Origin of the sequence: Reinekea thalattae, assembly GCF_008041945.1 — a bacterium.
Taxonomy (GTDB): Bacteria; Pseudomonadota; Gammaproteobacteria; order Pseudomonadales; family Natronospirillaceae; genus Reinekea; species Reinekea thalattae.
On record NZ_VKAD01000002.1, the window covers coordinates 25,897 to 41,085 of the forward strand.

Annotated in this window: 13 protein-coding genes; 8 read left to right on the plus strand and 5 right to left on the minus strand. The window is 47.2% G+C overall.

Translation table 11 applies throughout. From position 1 onward, the window contains the following. Positions 1 to 20 precede the first annotated feature (20 nt). The 4 genes from FME95_RS10475 to FME95_RS10490 are packed head-to-tail and all read right to left on the minus strand — an operon-like array spanning position 21 to position 4,285. Positions 21 to 650 carry a CDP-alcohol phosphatidyltransferase family protein gene (locus FME95_RS10475; protein ID WP_147714443.1) on the minus strand — a complete coding sequence of 210 codons (630 nt, stop codon included), beginning with the start codon at positions 648 to 650 and terminating at the stop codon, positions 21 to 23. Further along, positions 643 to 1,278: an ATP-binding cassette domain-containing protein gene (locus FME95_RS10480; protein WP_147714444.1), complete on the minus strand. Its 636-nt coding sequence runs from the start codon at positions 1,276 to 1,278 to the stop codon at positions 643 to 645. Before FME95_RS10480 ends, FME95_RS10475 begins: the two co-directional genes overlap by 8 nt. Before the next feature lie 56 nt (positions 1,279 to 1,334). Next, positions 1,335 to 3,071, minus strand: a complete 1,737-nt coding sequence (locus tag FME95_RS10485) for an ABC transporter permease (protein ID WP_147714445.1) — start codon at positions 3,069 to 3,071, stop codon at positions 1,335 to 1,337. Positions 3,072 to 3,082: 11 nt separating this feature from the next. Next, positions 3,083 to 4,285 carry an ABC transporter substrate-binding protein gene (locus FME95_RS10490; protein ID WP_147714446.1) on the minus strand — a complete coding sequence of 401 codons (1,203 nt, stop codon included), beginning with the start codon at positions 4,283 to 4,285 and terminating at the stop codon, positions 3,083 to 3,085. A gap of 350 nt (positions 4,286 to 4,635) precedes the next feature. Between FME95_RS10490 and glnE the strand changes: the two genes are divergently transcribed. Then, positions 4,636 to 7,443, plus strand: coding sequence for a bifunctional [glutamate--ammonia ligase]-adenylyl-L-tyrosine phosphorylase/[glutamate--ammonia-ligase] adenylyltransferase (gene glnE / locus FME95_RS10495; RefSeq protein WP_147714447.1), 2,808 nt, complete (start codon positions 4,636 to 4,638; stop codon positions 7,441 to 7,443). A 166-nt stretch (positions 7,444 to 7,609) separates the two neighbouring features. Continuing rightward, complete coding sequence (locus tag FME95_RS10500) at positions 7,610 to 8,605, plus strand: branched-chain amino acid aminotransferase (RefSeq protein ID WP_147714448.1); 996 nt, start codon at positions 7,610 to 7,612, stop codon at positions 8,603 to 8,605. 130 nt (positions 8,606 to 8,735) lie between these two features. Here the strand turns inward: FME95_RS10500 and yhbY are convergent, their stop codons facing one another. Beyond that, complete coding sequence (gene yhbY / locus FME95_RS10505; RefSeq protein WP_147714449.1) at positions 8,736 to 9,050, minus strand: ribosome assembly RNA-binding protein YhbY; 315 nt, start codon at positions 9,048 to 9,050, stop codon at positions 8,736 to 8,738. 82 nt (positions 9,051 to 9,132) lie between these two features. Between yhbY and rlmE the strand changes: the two genes are divergently transcribed. From rlmE to secG, 6 genes are all read left to right on the plus strand, one after another. Beyond that, positions 9,133 to 9,753: a 23S rRNA (uridine(2552)-2'-O)-methyltransferase RlmE gene (gene rlmE / locus FME95_RS10510; protein ID WP_147714450.1), complete on the plus strand. Its 621-nt coding sequence runs from the start codon at positions 9,133 to 9,135 to the stop codon at positions 9,751 to 9,753. A gap of 44 nt (positions 9,754 to 9,797) precedes the next feature. Beyond that, complete coding sequence (gene ftsH, locus FME95_RS10515; protein ID WP_147714451.1) at positions 9,798 to 11,705, plus strand: ATP-dependent zinc metalloprotease FtsH; 1,908 nt, start codon at positions 9,798 to 9,800, stop codon at positions 11,703 to 11,705. Between the two features lie 61 nt (positions 11,706 to 11,766). Further along, positions 11,767 to 12,606, plus strand: a complete 840-nt coding sequence (gene folP / locus FME95_RS10520; protein ID WP_187265506.1) for a dihydropteroate synthase — start codon at positions 11,767 to 11,769, stop codon at positions 12,604 to 12,606. A 13-nt stretch (positions 12,607 to 12,619) separates the two neighbouring features. Then, positions 12,620 to 13,963, plus strand: a complete 1,344-nt coding sequence (glmM, locus tag FME95_RS10525) for a phosphoglucosamine mutase (protein ID WP_147714452.1) — start codon at positions 12,620 to 12,622, stop codon at positions 13,961 to 13,963. A gap of 122 nt (positions 13,964 to 14,085) precedes the next feature. Next, a complete protein-coding gene (tpiA, locus tag FME95_RS10530; RefSeq protein ID WP_147714453.1) occupies positions 14,086 to 14,835 on the plus strand; it encodes a triose-phosphate isomerase in 750 nt (249 codons plus the stop codon). A 5-nt stretch (positions 14,836 to 14,840) separates the two neighbouring features. Further along, positions 14,841 to 15,179 carry a preprotein translocase subunit SecG gene (secG, locus tag FME95_RS10535; protein WP_147714454.1) on the plus strand — a complete coding sequence of 113 codons (339 nt, stop codon included), beginning with the start codon at positions 14,841 to 14,843 and terminating at the stop codon, positions 15,177 to 15,179. Positions 15,180 to 15,189 lie beyond the last annotated feature (10 nt).

Genomic DNA, 15,189 nt, shown 5'->3' on the forward strand with positions numbered 1-15,189 from the left:
TTAAATCATTAGAAAGCAATTTATTCGGCAGACTGTTTTTCAAGTTTTGCGAGTGTGTAACTGCCACCGATGACTCGTGTTGTGGTGGTCAGTATGCAAAGCCCAAAAAACACCCAAGCTAATATCGGGAAGTAATTTGGCAGTAGGCACATGGCAACAAAAAATAGAATCGTCTCAGTGCCTTCCATTAAACCATTGATATAATAAAAGCCCTTGTTCGGGTAGCTCATCGAATTCAGCTTTAGTCGTTCTGCTAAAATAGCAAAGGCCAAAAAGCTAGAACCTGTTCCCATAAAACTAAATATCAGTGCTGCGGCAGGCAATGCGTTTGTTTGAGGCGCCGCCATAGCAAAGCCAAAAATCACACCTGAGTAAAAAATAAAATCCAAAACAATATCGAGGTACGCGCCCTGTTCACTGGGTTTGCTTAAGCGAGCAACGGTGCCGTCGAGGCCATCAGCAATGCGGTTTAGTGCAATAAACAGCAGTGCTAAAAGATAATGTTGTAATGCTAAAGCAGGGATGGCGAGCATGCCGATAAAAAAGCCAAACAGACTGATATGATTTGCGCTGATACCTAAGCGAAGCATTTGTTTTGCTATAGAACGTAGAGGCGGCTTTACCGCGATTAAGCTCCAACGATCAAGCATGACTCGCCTCCAATTCGATACAAACTGCGCCGTCAGGAATATCCTGTTGGTCGTGTGTGACCAAAACGGCAGCAATGTTTTGTTGTTTTAGTTGAGAAAACACCCAGCCACGAAATTGCTCGCGTAGACTGTCGTCCAATTTTGAAAACGGCTCGTCGAGCAACATCAGTCTAGGCTCGGATAACAGAGTGCGCAACAGACTGACGCGTGAGCGTTGGCCACCAGATAATGTGGCAATATCTCGGCTTTCAAAGCCCGCTAATCCTGCTTCTGCCAATGCTTCTTTAATACGTTGTTGTTTTTCTTTTTTTGTCCAGTGGCTCGGAACACCAAAGACTAAATTTTGGTAAACATTTAAATGTGGAAACAACAGGTCTTCTTGGAATAAAATTCCGATGTGGCGTTGCTCAACGGCAACGTCAGAAATTTCACTGCCGTTTAAATAGATGTGTCCGCTGCGTTTAAAACCGGGCTCCAGCGTCCCTAATATATCTGACAAGATCGTCGACTTACCAATGCCGCTTGGACCTTTAATGGTAGCGATTTGGCCAGCTTCGATCATCAGTGAAACTGGCTGAAATAATGCCTGATCGGCCTTAAAAATTTGTAGCTTGTCTAATTTAAACATAACTGCCGTTTCTTAGTTATTAGTTATTAGTTTTGGTTTTTAGTTGCTTGGCTGAATTAAAGCAGCGCTTTACGTTTTCTAAAGAGTAGCGCCGGCGCTAATGTTGCGAATAAAAAAATTAATAAGGGTAGAGCCTGTTGCCAAAGCGCCATGACCGCAATGAGTCGGCGATCGCTGCCGCTGGTAATGGCGACAGCTTCAGTGGTGAGTGTCGAAAATTTACCGGCGCCGATAAAAAGTGTTGGCAAATACTGCGCAATCGAAACCGAAAATCCGGTAGCAAAGGCGTAAAGAATAGGCCGCAATAAAATTGGTAATTTAATTAGCCAAAAACTTTTTAAATGGCTGGCACTGAGCGATAAAGCTTGCAGCTGATAGCGTTGATCGTAACGACGATAAGGCCCGCTTAGTGTTAAAAATACATAGGGGATGACAAAAATGCAGTGCGACCAAAGCAAGGCGTAAAAGTTAGCGTCGATGCCGAGCTGAATAAGAAAAACCTGAAAGCCAAACAGAAACGCAATCTGTGGAATCAGTAACGGCAAGTAAATAAGCAGTTGGATGTTGTCGGTATTGATGCTGCGTTTTTTATGTCGTAGCCGAACTTCATTTTCGAGCATCAATATGCAAAGCACTAAAGCGAGAGTCGCGCTGGCTAAGGCCAATTGAAAAGTCGTATAAAAAGGTTCGTCGATACGATTAAAAATTCGTGACCAAGCTTTGGTTGAAAAACCGTCCGGCCAAAGGTGAGGGTAGCGCCAACGTGATGCAAAACTCCAACTGAGCATCTGCAAGGTCGCGCCAATATAAAAAGAAAATAACAGTAGCGCTGAAACCAGTGCGATGGGTTTTTCCCAAAAAATACGGTGTGCCTTTTTGGAGCCCTGATTAACAACATGGCAACGCAATAAGGCGGCAGGCTTTTCTAATAGATGCAATAAACCCAGCACCAAAATGTTAATGGCCAGTAAGGATGTTGCACCCGCTGCACCCAGTGTTCGTAATTCTAAATTAGGATCGTAGAACCAATGGTTGACCATCACTGCAAGAGTTGGTGGTGTTGTTGGCCCAGCGATCATCGCAATATCGACAACGGTTAATGAGTAAGCAATGATCGCAAAAAATGGCAATTTAATCTGTTTGTACAGCTGCGGAAAAATTAGCCAAACCCAAGCGTAGCGACGACTGTGCCCTAAGCTGTGAGTCAGCGTAATGGTTTGACTGACTTTAAGGCTTGGCAAAACCGCGAGCGACATAAAAAGTAAAAAAGGAATTTCTTTTAACGTCAGCGCTAAAATTAAACTCAAGCCCATCGGGTCTTGGAATGTCGCAATATTGGGCGGTGACGCCAGCTGATCGAAGCCTTGTGCTAGCAATCGAACTAACCAGCCGCTGGGCATAATTAATAAGCCTAAACCTATGGCAAAGGCGGCATGAGGGACAGAAAGTAGCGGTGCTAAGTTGCGCTCAATGGTTTTAAACAGCTTAGAAGGGTAGAGGCCAATCAATAATAGCAGTGTTATCAGAATGGCTAAAAATGACGCGACCAGACCTGTTGTCAGTGTTGTTTTTAGCGCAGTCCAAAAGCCAGGATAATCGGTCATTAACGACCAAGCCTGAATGGAAAATGCGCGAGCATCAATCGCCGGCAGCCAGCCAAAGGCAGGCAGCCAAGTACCTAATAGGCCGACGGCAACAGGCAATAAAAAAATTGCACTGGTGAGCCAAGGGCTGGTACTTAGACCTACTTTTGAAAGCTGCGGTTTTAAAAAAAATGTAAGGTATGGTTTCAAGAAAAATCCGTTTAATTTCCGTAACGTTCTAACCAAGCAGCTTCTAACGCAGCAACCCAACTGGCGTGCGGCTCTTGCAACACCTTGGCGAGCTCTTGGTTAGATAGCGTGGCAATACCTTGCGGCAAGTTATCAAACTGTGCTTTTTGTGAGGCATCCAGTTTGTCCATGCTTAACACGGTTGGGTCGCCCCAAATTGTTGGGTTCGCTTTACGAGCTTGAGCCTCTGCAGACATTAAAAAGTCGGCAAATACCATGGCCGCAACAGGTTGGCTTGCGTTGTAAGGGATGGCGACAAAGTGGCTATTACCAATGGTGCCGTTATCGTGGATGTAAGTACGAATACTGTTGGGTAGTTCGTCGTTGGCAATGGCACTGCTGGCTTCAAACGGGTTAAAGCTCAGCGAGATAGCAATTTCGCCGTCGTTGAGTAATTGCTTCATGCGCGGTGCGCCATCGGTAAAGGTTTTACCCTGACGCCACATAACTGGGTGTAGTTGATCTAAATATTCCCATAACGGCGCGGTGACAGAGTCAAAGTCGGCCATGGTGACAGGCGCATAAAGCGCAGCATTTTGTTCGCTCAATTCAATCAGCATTTGCTTTACGAAGGTGGTGCCATGAAAGGCCGGTGGCGCAGGATAAGTAAAGCGGCCAGGGTTTGCTTGCGCAAAGGCTAATAGTTCGGCTGCGTTACTGGGTGGCTGGCTGACCAGTTCGCTGTCGTACATAAATACCAGCTGAGCCATGCCCCAAGGCGCTTCTAGATGATCGACCGGAACGGTAAAGTCATACAGGGTTGTCGGTTTGTTTTCGGTGTCCACCAGTGCGTAATTAGGTAAGTCTTGCGTGAACGCGCCATACAGCAAGCCACCCTTTTTCATGCTGGCGAAGTTTTCACCATTGATCCAGATTAGATCGACCGCGCCGCCGTTATCTTTGCCGGCGGATTTTTCTGCAAGCACTTGGCTAACCGCTGTAGCAGCTCCGCTTTTGACATGCTTAACATCGATGTCGTATTCGGCTTTAACCCGATCGGCAGCCCACTGAATGTAGTCGTTAATGTTTTCGTCGCCGCCCCAAGCATGAAAGTAAACCGTTTGCCCTTTGGCTTGATCGAGCTTGTCTTGCCATGCATCAGCGTGAGCAGTTGGCAGAGCAATCAGAGTAAGATTAACAAGGGTGGCAATGGCAGCACGGGTAACAGGTTTCATGAGTGTCCTTATGTTTAGGTTGGCTATTGTTGTTGTGGTCAATATTTTTTAGCAAAGCAGCTCAAGCAAATATCTGCATTAAATACAGCTCTCGTGTTTATCATTAACGTCGACATTGACAGGCTCGATAAAAGACAGCGACAGAGTTAGATAGTTCCATTTTGTTTAAGTGGCTGACGAGACAGCCTATAACAATAGAGCGCTAGATTTCGCGGTATTCGAGTTCGCTTGCAGGCGTTAAACAAACGGCAGTTGCAACAAACTATAATAGCCTGCGAAGCCTGTTTTTGGGTAGCGCTTGTCATTAAACTATTAGACAGGGCGTTTCATTTATTAACTAGGGTTGCAGCATGTCACAAAAACAACAGCAAAAAGAACGTGAACTATTAGCCTGTCAGCCAGCTTTTTTACAACTGGATGAAAGCCTGCAGAAGTTTTATCAAACCGCCTGCTTTGCCAGTCCTTGGCTGTTCGGCTGGCTCAAAAGCTGTACGGATTGGTCGGCCTTTATGGATTTTGTTAAAGCCGATGTCGATGCGAATCGTGAATTGGAAGGGCTCAGTAACGATTGGCGATTAGATGATGAAGCCGGTGTGATGAAGCAGTTGCGTTGCTGGCGCAACCGGCACATGGCGCGTTTGATCTGTCGCGATCAGCTACAGCTGAACAATGTGCGCACCACGGCGAAGGCGGTTTCGGATTTAGCTGACAGCGCCGTGAATGCCGCGCTCAAATGGAGTACGGATGCAGTGCAGCAACGCGAAGGTGTCGCCGCGAGCTGTCGCTTTAGCGGCCAGCCGGAGCAATTGGTGGTTATTGCAATGGGTAAGCATGGCGCTCAAGAATTAAATTTATCCTCGGATATTGATCTCATCTTTGCTTATCCCAGTCAGGCCGAAACTGATAAAGATAAGCCGCACGAACAGCTGTTCACCCGCATTGCCCGCAAATTAATAAAACTGCTTGATGCGCGTACCGCTGATGGTTTTGTGTTTCGAGTCGATATGCGCTTGCGGCCTTGGGGTCAGTCTGGTGCGCTGGTGTCTAATTTTTCTGCGTTGCAAAACTACTATTTACAGCACGGTCGTTTTTGGGAGCGCTTCGCTATGGTTAAGGCTCGCAGTATTACTGGCGCGGCTGAAGCACAGGCGCAGTTGCAGCAGATTTTAATGCCTTTTGTGTATCGCCGTTATGTTGATTATCAGGCAATCGGTGCGTTGCGCGAATTGAAGCAAAAAATGAATGCCGAGGTGCGACGGCATCGTTTAGATCGCAATATTAAGTTGGGCCGTGGCGGTATTCGCGAAGTAGAATTTATTGCTCAGGTGTTTCAATTGATCCGTGGCGGACAGGATGTTCGCTTGCAACAAAGAGGTACTTGGCCGGTGTTGTCGGTATTGGCTGAGGTTGAGTTATTGCCCTTTGAGGCTGTTGAGCAATTGCAGCAGGCTTACGATTTTTTGCGTGATTTGGAACATCGCATCCAAGCCATTGATGACCAACAGGGTCAAACCTTACCATCCGATGAACTCAGTTTAATGAGGTTGGCTTGTGCGATCGGTTATTCGTCGGTTGATCAGTTAGAGCAGCAGTTGCAGCACTATCGTGATCAGGTGCATCAACATTTTAGTCTGTTAATCAGTGAAGAGAGCGAGCAACTCGATACAGCTGAATTGAATGGCTATCGGCAACAATGGTTGGCCGATAAGTTAGAAAATAATGAGCCGCTGGTACAGCGCTTGGCGCAGTTTCGTGACTTAGCCGCCGTTCAGCGATTGGCGCCAAGTGCGCGACAAAATTTGGATGCACTGATGCCCATACTGTGGGCCAAGCTGCAAGCTTGCTCGGATGCTGCAAGTCGGTTTGACGCAATCGCTCCAATTTTGGAAGCGGTATTACGGCGTACGTCTTACTTTTCATTGCTGGCAGAAAACCCAGCCGCGGTATCCGAATTAGTCAAGTTGGTGCCGCAAAGTCAGTGGTTGGCTAACAACTTTATTGAAAAGCCTTATCTGTTAGATGAATTAATCGACCTGCGTAGTCTTTATTCACTGCCGACTAAAGTTGAGCTGATGGATGAATTGCATCAGCAGCTGTTGCGCATACCCGAAGAAGATTTAGAGCAGCAAATGGAAGTGATGCGACACTTCCGTCATGCCAAGGTTCTGCGAGCTGCGGCGTGTGAAATTACAGGCTTATTGCCACTGATGAAAATTTCCGACTACCTTGCTTGGGTTGCCGAAGTTGTTGTCGAGCAGTCGCTTAGCTTGGCATGGCAGCAGATGCTGGCTAAATATGGCCGACCTTCCTGCTTGAATGATGAGGTTGGCGAAGTCTCGTTTGGTGTTATTGCCTACGGCAAGATGGGCGGCCTTGAGTTGTCTTATGAATCCGATTTAGACCTCGTGTTTATTCACCGGGCCGACCCGCAAGGTGCAACCGATGGCCCTAAGGTTATCGAGAATCCTGTGTTTATGGCTCGGCTCGGGCAAAAGCTTATTCATCTGTTATCGGCACAGACTGCATCCGGCAGCCTTTATGAGGTCGACATGAGGTTACGTCCGTCTGGAAACTCCGGCATGTTGGTGTCGAGTGTCAGTGCCTTTGCCGATTATCAGCAACGAGAAGCCTGGGTTTGGGAGCATCAGGCTTTGGTCCGGGCGCGCTTTATTGCTGGCGATGCAAGCTTAAAGCAGGCCTTTGATCAGATTCGCCAGTCGGTGTTGTGCCAGCCTCGAAGTCGACAGCTGTTGTTGGCTGAAGTGACTGCCATGCGGCAAAAAATGCGTCAGCATCAATCGGCTCACGTTAGCGCTCGTTACCCAGGGAACGACTTTAACGTTAAGCAGGATGATGGCGGCATTATTGATCTTGAGTTTATGGTGCAGTTTTGGGTGTTACTGAATGCTCATGATTATCCGCAGATTACGCGTTTTTCAGATAACGTTCGGACGCTAAATGAGCTGAGCAGCGCTGGCATCGTGTCGCAAAGTGAAAATGAGCGCTTGCAGCAAGCCTATTTAACCTTGCGACAAGCGGCGCATCACTGCATTTTATCGGCGCAAAGTAGTGGCGTGGTGCAAGTAGAAAAGCACTCGTCGTTGGCTCAGGCAATAGAGGATGTCATCAGCCTTTGGCGCCAGCATATGCTGACCTAGCGGCTGCAATAGTCGATTTATATTATTGCGATATTTGCAGGTTATTTAGGCCTAGTGTCGCTCTTAGAATAAGCATACAATATTTCACTCTTTTAAAGAGATTCATTTTTTTAGTGCGTTTTTTGCACTGTTGATTGACCGATTATTCATGCATGGGAGCAATACGATGGCCGCTTTTGGAACCGTTTTTATGCCAGAAATGACGCTGGCGACCTTTGAAAATAGCCAATGGAGCGAGTCGCAAGTCGTGCCATCCGACCGATTGCAGCTGCATCCTGGTGCTCATGTATTGCATTACTCAAGTACTTGTTTTGAAGGACTTAAGGCGTTCCGTCATCAAAACGGCAGTGTTTGTATTTTTAGAATGGACGCCAATATTCGCCGTTTACAACAAAGCAGCGCTTTGCTGCATTTGCCAGAATTCAGTGCTGAGCAGCTATCGAGCATGATTGTCGAGATTGTCGCCAAGTACGCCAGCGAAGTACCAGCACCTCCAGGCTCAATGTACATTCGCCCAACCCACTTTGGTACCGACCCTGCCATTGGTAAGGCCGCAGCGCCATCGTTAGAGTCGCTGTTGTATGTTTTGTTGTCGCCGGTGGGTGATTATTTTACCGGTGGTGCTCAGGCGTTACGTTTACTACTTGATGAAGATGGCGCCCGTTGTGCACCGCACATGGGTATGGTGAAAAGTGGTGGCAACTACGCCAGCGCACTGGATCCTATTATCAAAGCAAGGGCAGCGGTCAAGGCCGATCAGGTATTGTTTTGCCCGAACGGTGATGTACAAGAAACAGGCGCGGCGAACTTTTTGTTAATCGACGGTGATGAAATTATTACTAAAGCGCTCGACTCTAGTTTTTTACACGGCATTACTCGAGATTCTTTACTAACCTTAGCTGCCGATATGGGCATGAAGGTCAGCGAGCGAGAACTGACGGTTGAGGAATTATTAGAGCGCGCTGCGAAACCAAATTGTGAAGCGGCTTTGTCTGGTACGGCTGCGGTATTAGCACCGGTTGGCACCCTGATTCATGATGGTAAAGACTATGCGGTCGGTTCTGCTCAAGAAGGGCCGACAACTAAGAAGCTGCGTCAGGCGTTAAATGATATTCAATGGGGCTTGGCAGAAGATAAGTTTGGCTGGTTAACGAAGGTTTAACTTTAATCAGTTATAACGTTGGTTAGGTATGGCTTTGGTCAGGTGCTAAATCTGGCCTGGCGTTAAATAGGCAAGATGCCGTTTAGGCATCTTGCAAGCCTGCTTTCTCGACTATAACGTGGCTTAGCTTTTATAAATGGCTGAAGCGAATGATGTTAGAAAGCTTAGGGTTAGGCTCATCAGCGGCTTTTAAAAGCAGTGCTACGTGGCCAATGGTTTGCACTAATTCCGCACCGCTTTGCTGTACTAGGGCGGTAATCATTGCTTTTTTATCGTCACGATCTTCAGCGACAACCTTTACTTTTATTAACTCATGATCATCCAGCGCACGGTTGATTTCAGCCATAACAGTATCTGTTAAGCCCTTTTCACCGACGGTGACGATTGGATTTAACTTATGGCCTATTGTGCGTAAACGCTTTTTTTGTTCCTGTTTCAAACTCATAATGGGTGTTTCTCGTTTTTACTTTAATTGCATTGCGGCCATTGTACGTTAGATGCTCGCAAATCACTAAAGAGGATTTACAGTGGCTCGGCCAAAGAATAGTCAGGATTGGCTTAAAGAACACTTTGATGACAAATATGTCCAGATGGCGAAGCAGGATGGCTATCGCAGTCGAGCAAGCTATAAACTGCTTGAAATCAGTGATAAGTATCAGCTCATCAAACCCGGCATGACCGTGGTCGACTTAGGTTCTGCGCCGGGCGGTTGGTCACAGGTAGCGGCTCGTTTAGTCGGCGATCATGGTCGTGTGGTGGCCTCGGATATTCTAGAGATGGATTCAATCGCCGATGTTGAGTTTATTCAGGGTGATTTCACCGAAGAATCGGTTTATAGCGAGCTGTTAGAGCGTATTGGTGATCGTCCTGTTGACCTTGTAATTTCTGACATGGCCCCCAATATGAGCGGAAACGCTGTAATCGATCAGCCGGCTGCCATGTATTTGGTTGAGTTAGCGCTTGATATGGCACAATCTATCCTGAAGCCCAACGGTGCCTTTGTCGCTAAGGTGTTTCATGGCGAAAGTTTTGACGAATACGTCAAGACGGTAAGGCAACACTTTACAAAGGTAGTGATGCGTAAACCAGATGCATCTAGACCGAGATCCCGCGAGACTTATGTCGTTGCGACTGGTTATAAAAATTAAGCAAGCACGCAAGCGTTTGTGTGAGAAGGTGAAAATTGAACGATATGGCTAAGAATTTAATTTTATGGGTGATTATCGCAGTTGTATTGATTGCGGTGTTTAACAACTTCGATATGTCGACCAATGCCGAACAGGTCAGCTACTCGCGCTTTGTTCAGCAGGTTGAGCAGGATCAGGTACGTTCTGTGACCTACACTGGGCTTAATATTCGCGGTGAATTACGTGATGGCTCAAGCTTTGCCACGACGCGTCCAGAATACAGCGACCCTAACGTACTGATCGGTGAAATGATCGACCACGGTGTCGATGTATCCGTTCAGCCACCAGAGCAACCCAGTATCTGGACTCAGCTCTTTTTAGCAGCATTCCCTATTTTGATCATTTTGGGCGTATTCATGTTTTTTATGCGCCAAATGCAAGGTGGCGCGGGCGGTGGTAAAGGCGGCCCAATGAGCTTTGGTAAGAGCAAGGCTCGCTTACTCAGTGAAGATCAGATTAACACCACCTTTAAAGATGTCGCTGGTGTTGATGAAGCGAAAGAAGATGTTCAAGAGTTGGTCGACTTTTTACGTGACCCCGGCAAATACCAGCGACTCGGCGGTAAGATTCCGCGCGGCGTTTTAATGGTTGGTCAGCCAGGTACAGGTAAAACCTTACTTGCGAAAGCTATCGCTGGTGAAGCTAAGGTTCCGTTCTTCTCAATTTCAGGTTCTGACTTTGTTGAAATGTTTGTCGGTGTCGGTGCTTCTCGTGTGCGCGACATGTTCGAGCAGGCTAAAAAGCAAGCGCCTTGTATTATCTTTATCGACGAAATCGATGCCGTTGGTCGCTCTCGTGGCGCAGGTATTGGCGGCGGTAACGACGAACGCGAACAAACACTTAACCAGCTACTGGTTGAGATGGATGGCTTTGAAGTTAACGACGGCATTATCGTCATTGCTGCAACTAACCGCCCAGATGTATTGGACCCAGCGCTAAAACGTCCAGGTCGATTCGACCGTGAAGTGGTTGTAGGCTTGCCAGATGTTCGTGGCCGTGAGCAAATTTTAAAAGTTCATATGCGTAAAGTGCCTGTTGGTGATGATGTGGATGCTTCGGTTATTGCGCGTGGAACGCCAGGCTTTTCTGGTGCCGATCTAGCTAACCTGATTAACGAAGCGGCGTTGTTTGCTGCGCGTCTGAATCGACGTGTCGTTACCGCCGAAGAAATCGATAAGGCTAAAGATAAAATCACCATGGGCGCAGAGCGCAAAAACAAGGTGATGAGCGAAGAAGATAAGTTGAACACGGCTTATCACGAATCAGGCCATGCAATTGTTGCTTATTTAGCGAAAGAGTCTGACCCGATTCATAAGGTGACTATTATTCCGCGTGGGCAGGCGTTAGGCTTTGTTCAGCAGTTACCGGAAGCCGATCAGGTTGGTTACAGTCGACAATATTTGTTAACCCGCATTACCATTGCTTATGGTGGTCGTATCGCAGAAGAAATGACGGTTGGTTGGGATGGCGCAACGACCGGCGCTTCTCAAGATATTAGCTATGCAACCGGTTTAGCTCGCCAGATGGTGACTAAGTGGGGCTTCTCAAAAGAAGCAGGCCCGGTTTTGTATGAAAAAGAAAATCAGTCATATCTTGGTAGCAGCGGCGGCACGTCCGACTTCTCTCCGGAGACGATGACAAAAATCGATGCAGAGGTTCGTAAAATCCTGACTGATTGCTACGATCATGCGAAGTCCATCTTGGAAGAAAACCGAGACAAGCTTGAAACCATGACTAAAGCCTTGATGGAATATGAAACAATTTTCCCAGAGCAAATAGAAGACATCATGGCAGGCAGAGAGCCGGGCAAGCCAAAAGGCTGGGAAGATCGAGATGCGGCGAAAGCCCCAGAGTCAGAGCCTGCGGAAGATAGCGCAAGCGATTCAAAAGATGACTCGCCTACACAGCACTGATCTACATAGGTTATTATTCAAAGTCGGCTTAGGCCGACTTTTTTGTTGTAAGGTTTGGTGAATGAGCATGTTTAAATTTAAGGATCGGCAACTCAGTTTGGATCAGTCCCATGTTATGGGGATTCTAAACGTGACGCCGGATTCTTTTTCCGATGGCGGCCAGCATAAGCATTTAGATGATGCACTTGTGCGTGCCGAGCAGATGGTTGCCGAAGGCGCGGCCTTTATTGATGTTGGCGGTGAAAGTACTCGGCCTGGAGCTGAACCAGTATCGCTGCAACAAGAAATGGACCGAGTATTGCCGGTGGTTGAAGCATTAGCCAGTCGTGTTGATGCGTTAATTTCAGTGGATTCCAGCTCTGCTGCGGTCATGACAGAGTCTGCCAAATTGGGTGCGCACCTGATTAATGACGTCCGTGCGCTGCAACGTGAAGGTGCTCTGCAGGCGGCAGCATCGACCGGCTTGCCTATCTGTTTAATGCATAAGCAGGGTGAGCCAGTAAACATGCAGGATAACCCAGAATACGAAAACATCATTAGTGACGTTGCCGAGTTCTTTCAGCAGCGTATCAATGCTTGTCACCATGTTGGTATTGATACGGATAGACTGATTCTTGACCCCGGCTTTGGATTTGGTAAACGCTTAGAACATAACCTGTTACTACTGAATCGATTGTCAGATATTCAAGTCGATCAGTTGCCTTTATTGGTGGGAATGTCGCGTAAAACCATGATTGGCGATGTATTAAATAAACCGGTTGATCAACGCCTGTATGGTAGCCTTGCGCTTGCAGCGGCGGCGGTTATGAAGGGCGCTTGGATTGTCCGTGTTCATGATGTCGCCGAAACGGTCGATACGGTACGGATGATTAACGCAGTTAAGCAAGAGCACGTTATTTAGGAGAGCCATTGGTATGGCAAAAGCAAAAAAATATTTTGGTACTGATGGTATTCGCGGAGAAGTGGGCAAGGGTGTTATTACGCCGGAATTTGTTCTCAAGTTAGGTTGGGCGGCTGGGCGAGTCTTTTCTCGCAATGGTCGCGGTAAAATACTAATAGGCAAGGATACTCGTATTTCAGGCTACATGTTTGAAACGGTACTTGAGTCGGGCTTGGCGGCTGCGGGTTGTAACAGTTTAATGGTTGGGCCAATGCCGACACCGGCGATTGCTTATTTAACTCGGACGTTTCATGCCGATGCAGGCATCGTTATCTCTGCATCTCATAACCCATTTTATGATAATGGCATTAAATTTTTCTCAGCCGACGGTACGAAATTACCCGATGAAGTTGAGTTTGCTATTGAAAAAGAATTACAGCAGGAAATGCAGTGCGCGCCGAGTGCTGAACTCGGTAAGGTACGCCGTATTGTCGATGCTAATGGTCGTTACGTTGAATACTGCAAGTCGACCTCTGGTTATTTAAATTTAGATCAGCTCACCATCGTTTTGGATTGTGCTAATGGCGCAACCTACGATATCGCACCAAAGGTGTTTCGTGAACTTGGCGCAACGGTTCATTTAATCGGTGTTGAGCCGAATGGTTTGAACATTAACGAAGGCGTCGGTTCGACGCATCCAGCGGCGCTGCAAAAGGCGGTGTTAGAGCATAAGGCTGATCTTGGTATCGCTTTCGATGGCGATGGCGACCGACTATTAATGGTTGATCATCAAGGCCACATCGTTGATGGTGATGAATTGCTTTACATCATTGCCAAGCATCTTAAAGCTAAGGGAATTGTCAGCGGCGGAATCGTTGGTACGCTGATGACTAACTTAGGTTTGGAAGTGGCATTGAAAAAGCTCGATTTAGAGCTGGTTCGCGCCAATGTCGGTGATCGCTACGTCATGGAGCAGCTTAATCAGCGAGGCTGGATGATTGGTGGTGAGAACTCTGGTCATCTTGTGTGTAAGCATGTCTCGACCACAGGCGATGGCATTGTGTCTGCGTTGCAGGTGCTTTGTGCATTGGCAGAAAGCGATCAGACCTTAGCGCAAGCTAAGTCAGATATGCGAAAATATCCGCAGGTTATGATCAATGTTAAATTGCCTAAAAAGCAGGATGTGTTAGCCTTGCCAACAGTGCAGAAGGCCGTTGAGCATGCTGAGGCAGAATTAGCAGATCGCGGTCGAGTGTTACTGCGCCCTTCCGGCACGGAACCTGTTGTTCGGGTTATGGTCGAAGGGGAAGATATTTCGACGGTCAAAGTAGTGTGCGAGGCATTAGCCAAAGAAGTCGAAGCAGCTGTCATTACTTAACTACCTAATCGATTGATTTAACAATAATTTTAATATAAATCTCGGGTGCTTTTTCGGAGCTAATACTTGCTCCGAAACTTTAAAATAAGTAAACTCTGCGCCCGCTCGAAGGAGGCAAGTTTATGCGACGCTTACTCGTAGCAGCGAATTGGAAGATGAACGGCAGTAAAGAATCTAATGCTTTATTGCTCAATGCTTTTAAAGCCGGGTTCGATGGCTCAGCGGATACAGCAATTTTTCCGCCCGCCGTTTACGTTCCTCAATTGAGTGAAGAATTAGCAGGCACATCCATCGCCTATGGTATTCAAAATGCGCACTTCGAAAAGAGCGGCGCGTTTACCGGTGAGTTAAGTATGGATATGGCGAAAGATTTTGGTTGCCAGTATGTATTGGTTGGCCATTCTGAACGTCGTGAAATTTTCGGTGAGACCGATGCCGACGTTGCCAAAAAAGTCGCAGCGATTTTAGCCGCAGGCCTGATTCCGATGTTGTGTATCGGTGAGACTCTTGAGCAAAGAGAGTCCGGTATTACTGAACAGGTTTGTGAGCAGCAGGTTGGTGCTGTTTTAGAAAAGGTCGGCATTGCCGCTTTCGAAAAAATAGTTATAGCCTACGAGCCAGTTTGGGCGATTGGCACCGGTAAGACGGCCACGCCAGAGCAGGCTCAAGATGTACATGCGTTTATTCGCGCTTATCTTGCCAAGAGTGATCAGGCTGTAGCGGATAAAACACGGATTTTATATGGTGGCAGTGTTAAAGCTGCCAGTGCTGGTGCGTTATTTGGCCAGCCGGATATCGATGGCGGCCTAGTTGGTGGTGCATCGTTAATAGCAGATGAATTCGTAGCGATCTGTAATGCTACGCAAGGGTAATCAAAATGTTATATGAAAATTTAGTTCTGTTGGTGCATGTGTTACTGGCTATTGGTGTGATTGGTTTTGTGCTAATCCAGCGTGGCAAGGGTGCTGAAGCTGGTGCTTCTTTCGGCGGTGGTGCATCTCAGACTGTCTTCGGTTCGGGCGGTAGTGGTAATTTCTTAACCCGTATGACAGCTATTTTAGTTGCGGGCTTCTTTGTTACCAGTCTTGCGTTGGCTTATGTTGCAAAGCAAAAAGCCGATGCTTTATCTGACATCAATATCCCTGCAACTGAGTTGCCGATTGAGTCCGATACTGTAACGACTGAACAGCCAGCTTCTGCGTTACCTGCAGAGTAAGCTGTAGCTC

Excerpts from the sequence above, each read along its gene's own strand:
- FME95_RS10475 (WP_147714443.1), bottom strand. The coding sequence starts at position 650 with ATGCTTGATCGTTGGAGCTTAATCGCGGTAAAGCCGCCTCTACGTTCT.
- FME95_RS10480 (WP_147714444.1), bottom strand. The coding sequence starts at position 1,278 with ATGTTTAAATTAGACAAGCTACAAATTTTTAAGGCCGATCAGGCATTA.
- FME95_RS10490 (WP_147714446.1), bottom strand. The coding sequence starts at position 4,285 with ATGAAACCTGTTACCCGTGCTGCCATTGCCACCCTTGTTAATCTTACT.
- glnE (WP_147714447.1), top strand. The coding sequence starts at position 4,636 with ATGTCACAAAAACAACAGCAAAAAGAACGTGAACTATTAGCCTGTCAG.
- FME95_RS10500 (WP_147714448.1), top strand. The coding sequence starts at position 7,610 with ATGGCCGCTTTTGGAACCGTTTTTATGCCAGAAATGACGCTGGCGACC.
- yhbY (WP_147714449.1), bottom strand. The coding sequence starts at position 9,050 with ATGAGTTTGAAACAGGAACAAAAAAAGCGTTTACGCACAATAGGCCAT.
- ftsH (WP_147714451.1), top strand. The coding sequence starts at position 9,798 with ATGGCTAAGAATTTAATTTTATGGGTGATTATCGCAGTTGTATTGATT.
- folP (WP_187265506.1), top strand. The coding sequence starts at position 11,767 with ATGAGCATGTTTAAATTTAAGGATCGGCAACTCAGTTTGGATCAGTCC.
- glmM (WP_147714452.1), top strand. The coding sequence starts at position 12,620 with ATGGCAAAAGCAAAAAAATATTTTGGTACTGATGGTATTCGCGGAGAA.
- tpiA (WP_147714453.1), top strand. The coding sequence starts at position 14,086 with ATGCGACGCTTACTCGTAGCAGCGAATTGGAAGATGAACGGCAGTAAA.
- secG (WP_147714454.1), top strand. The coding sequence starts at position 14,841 with ATGTTATATGAAAATTTAGTTCTGTTGGTGCATGTGTTACTGGCTATT.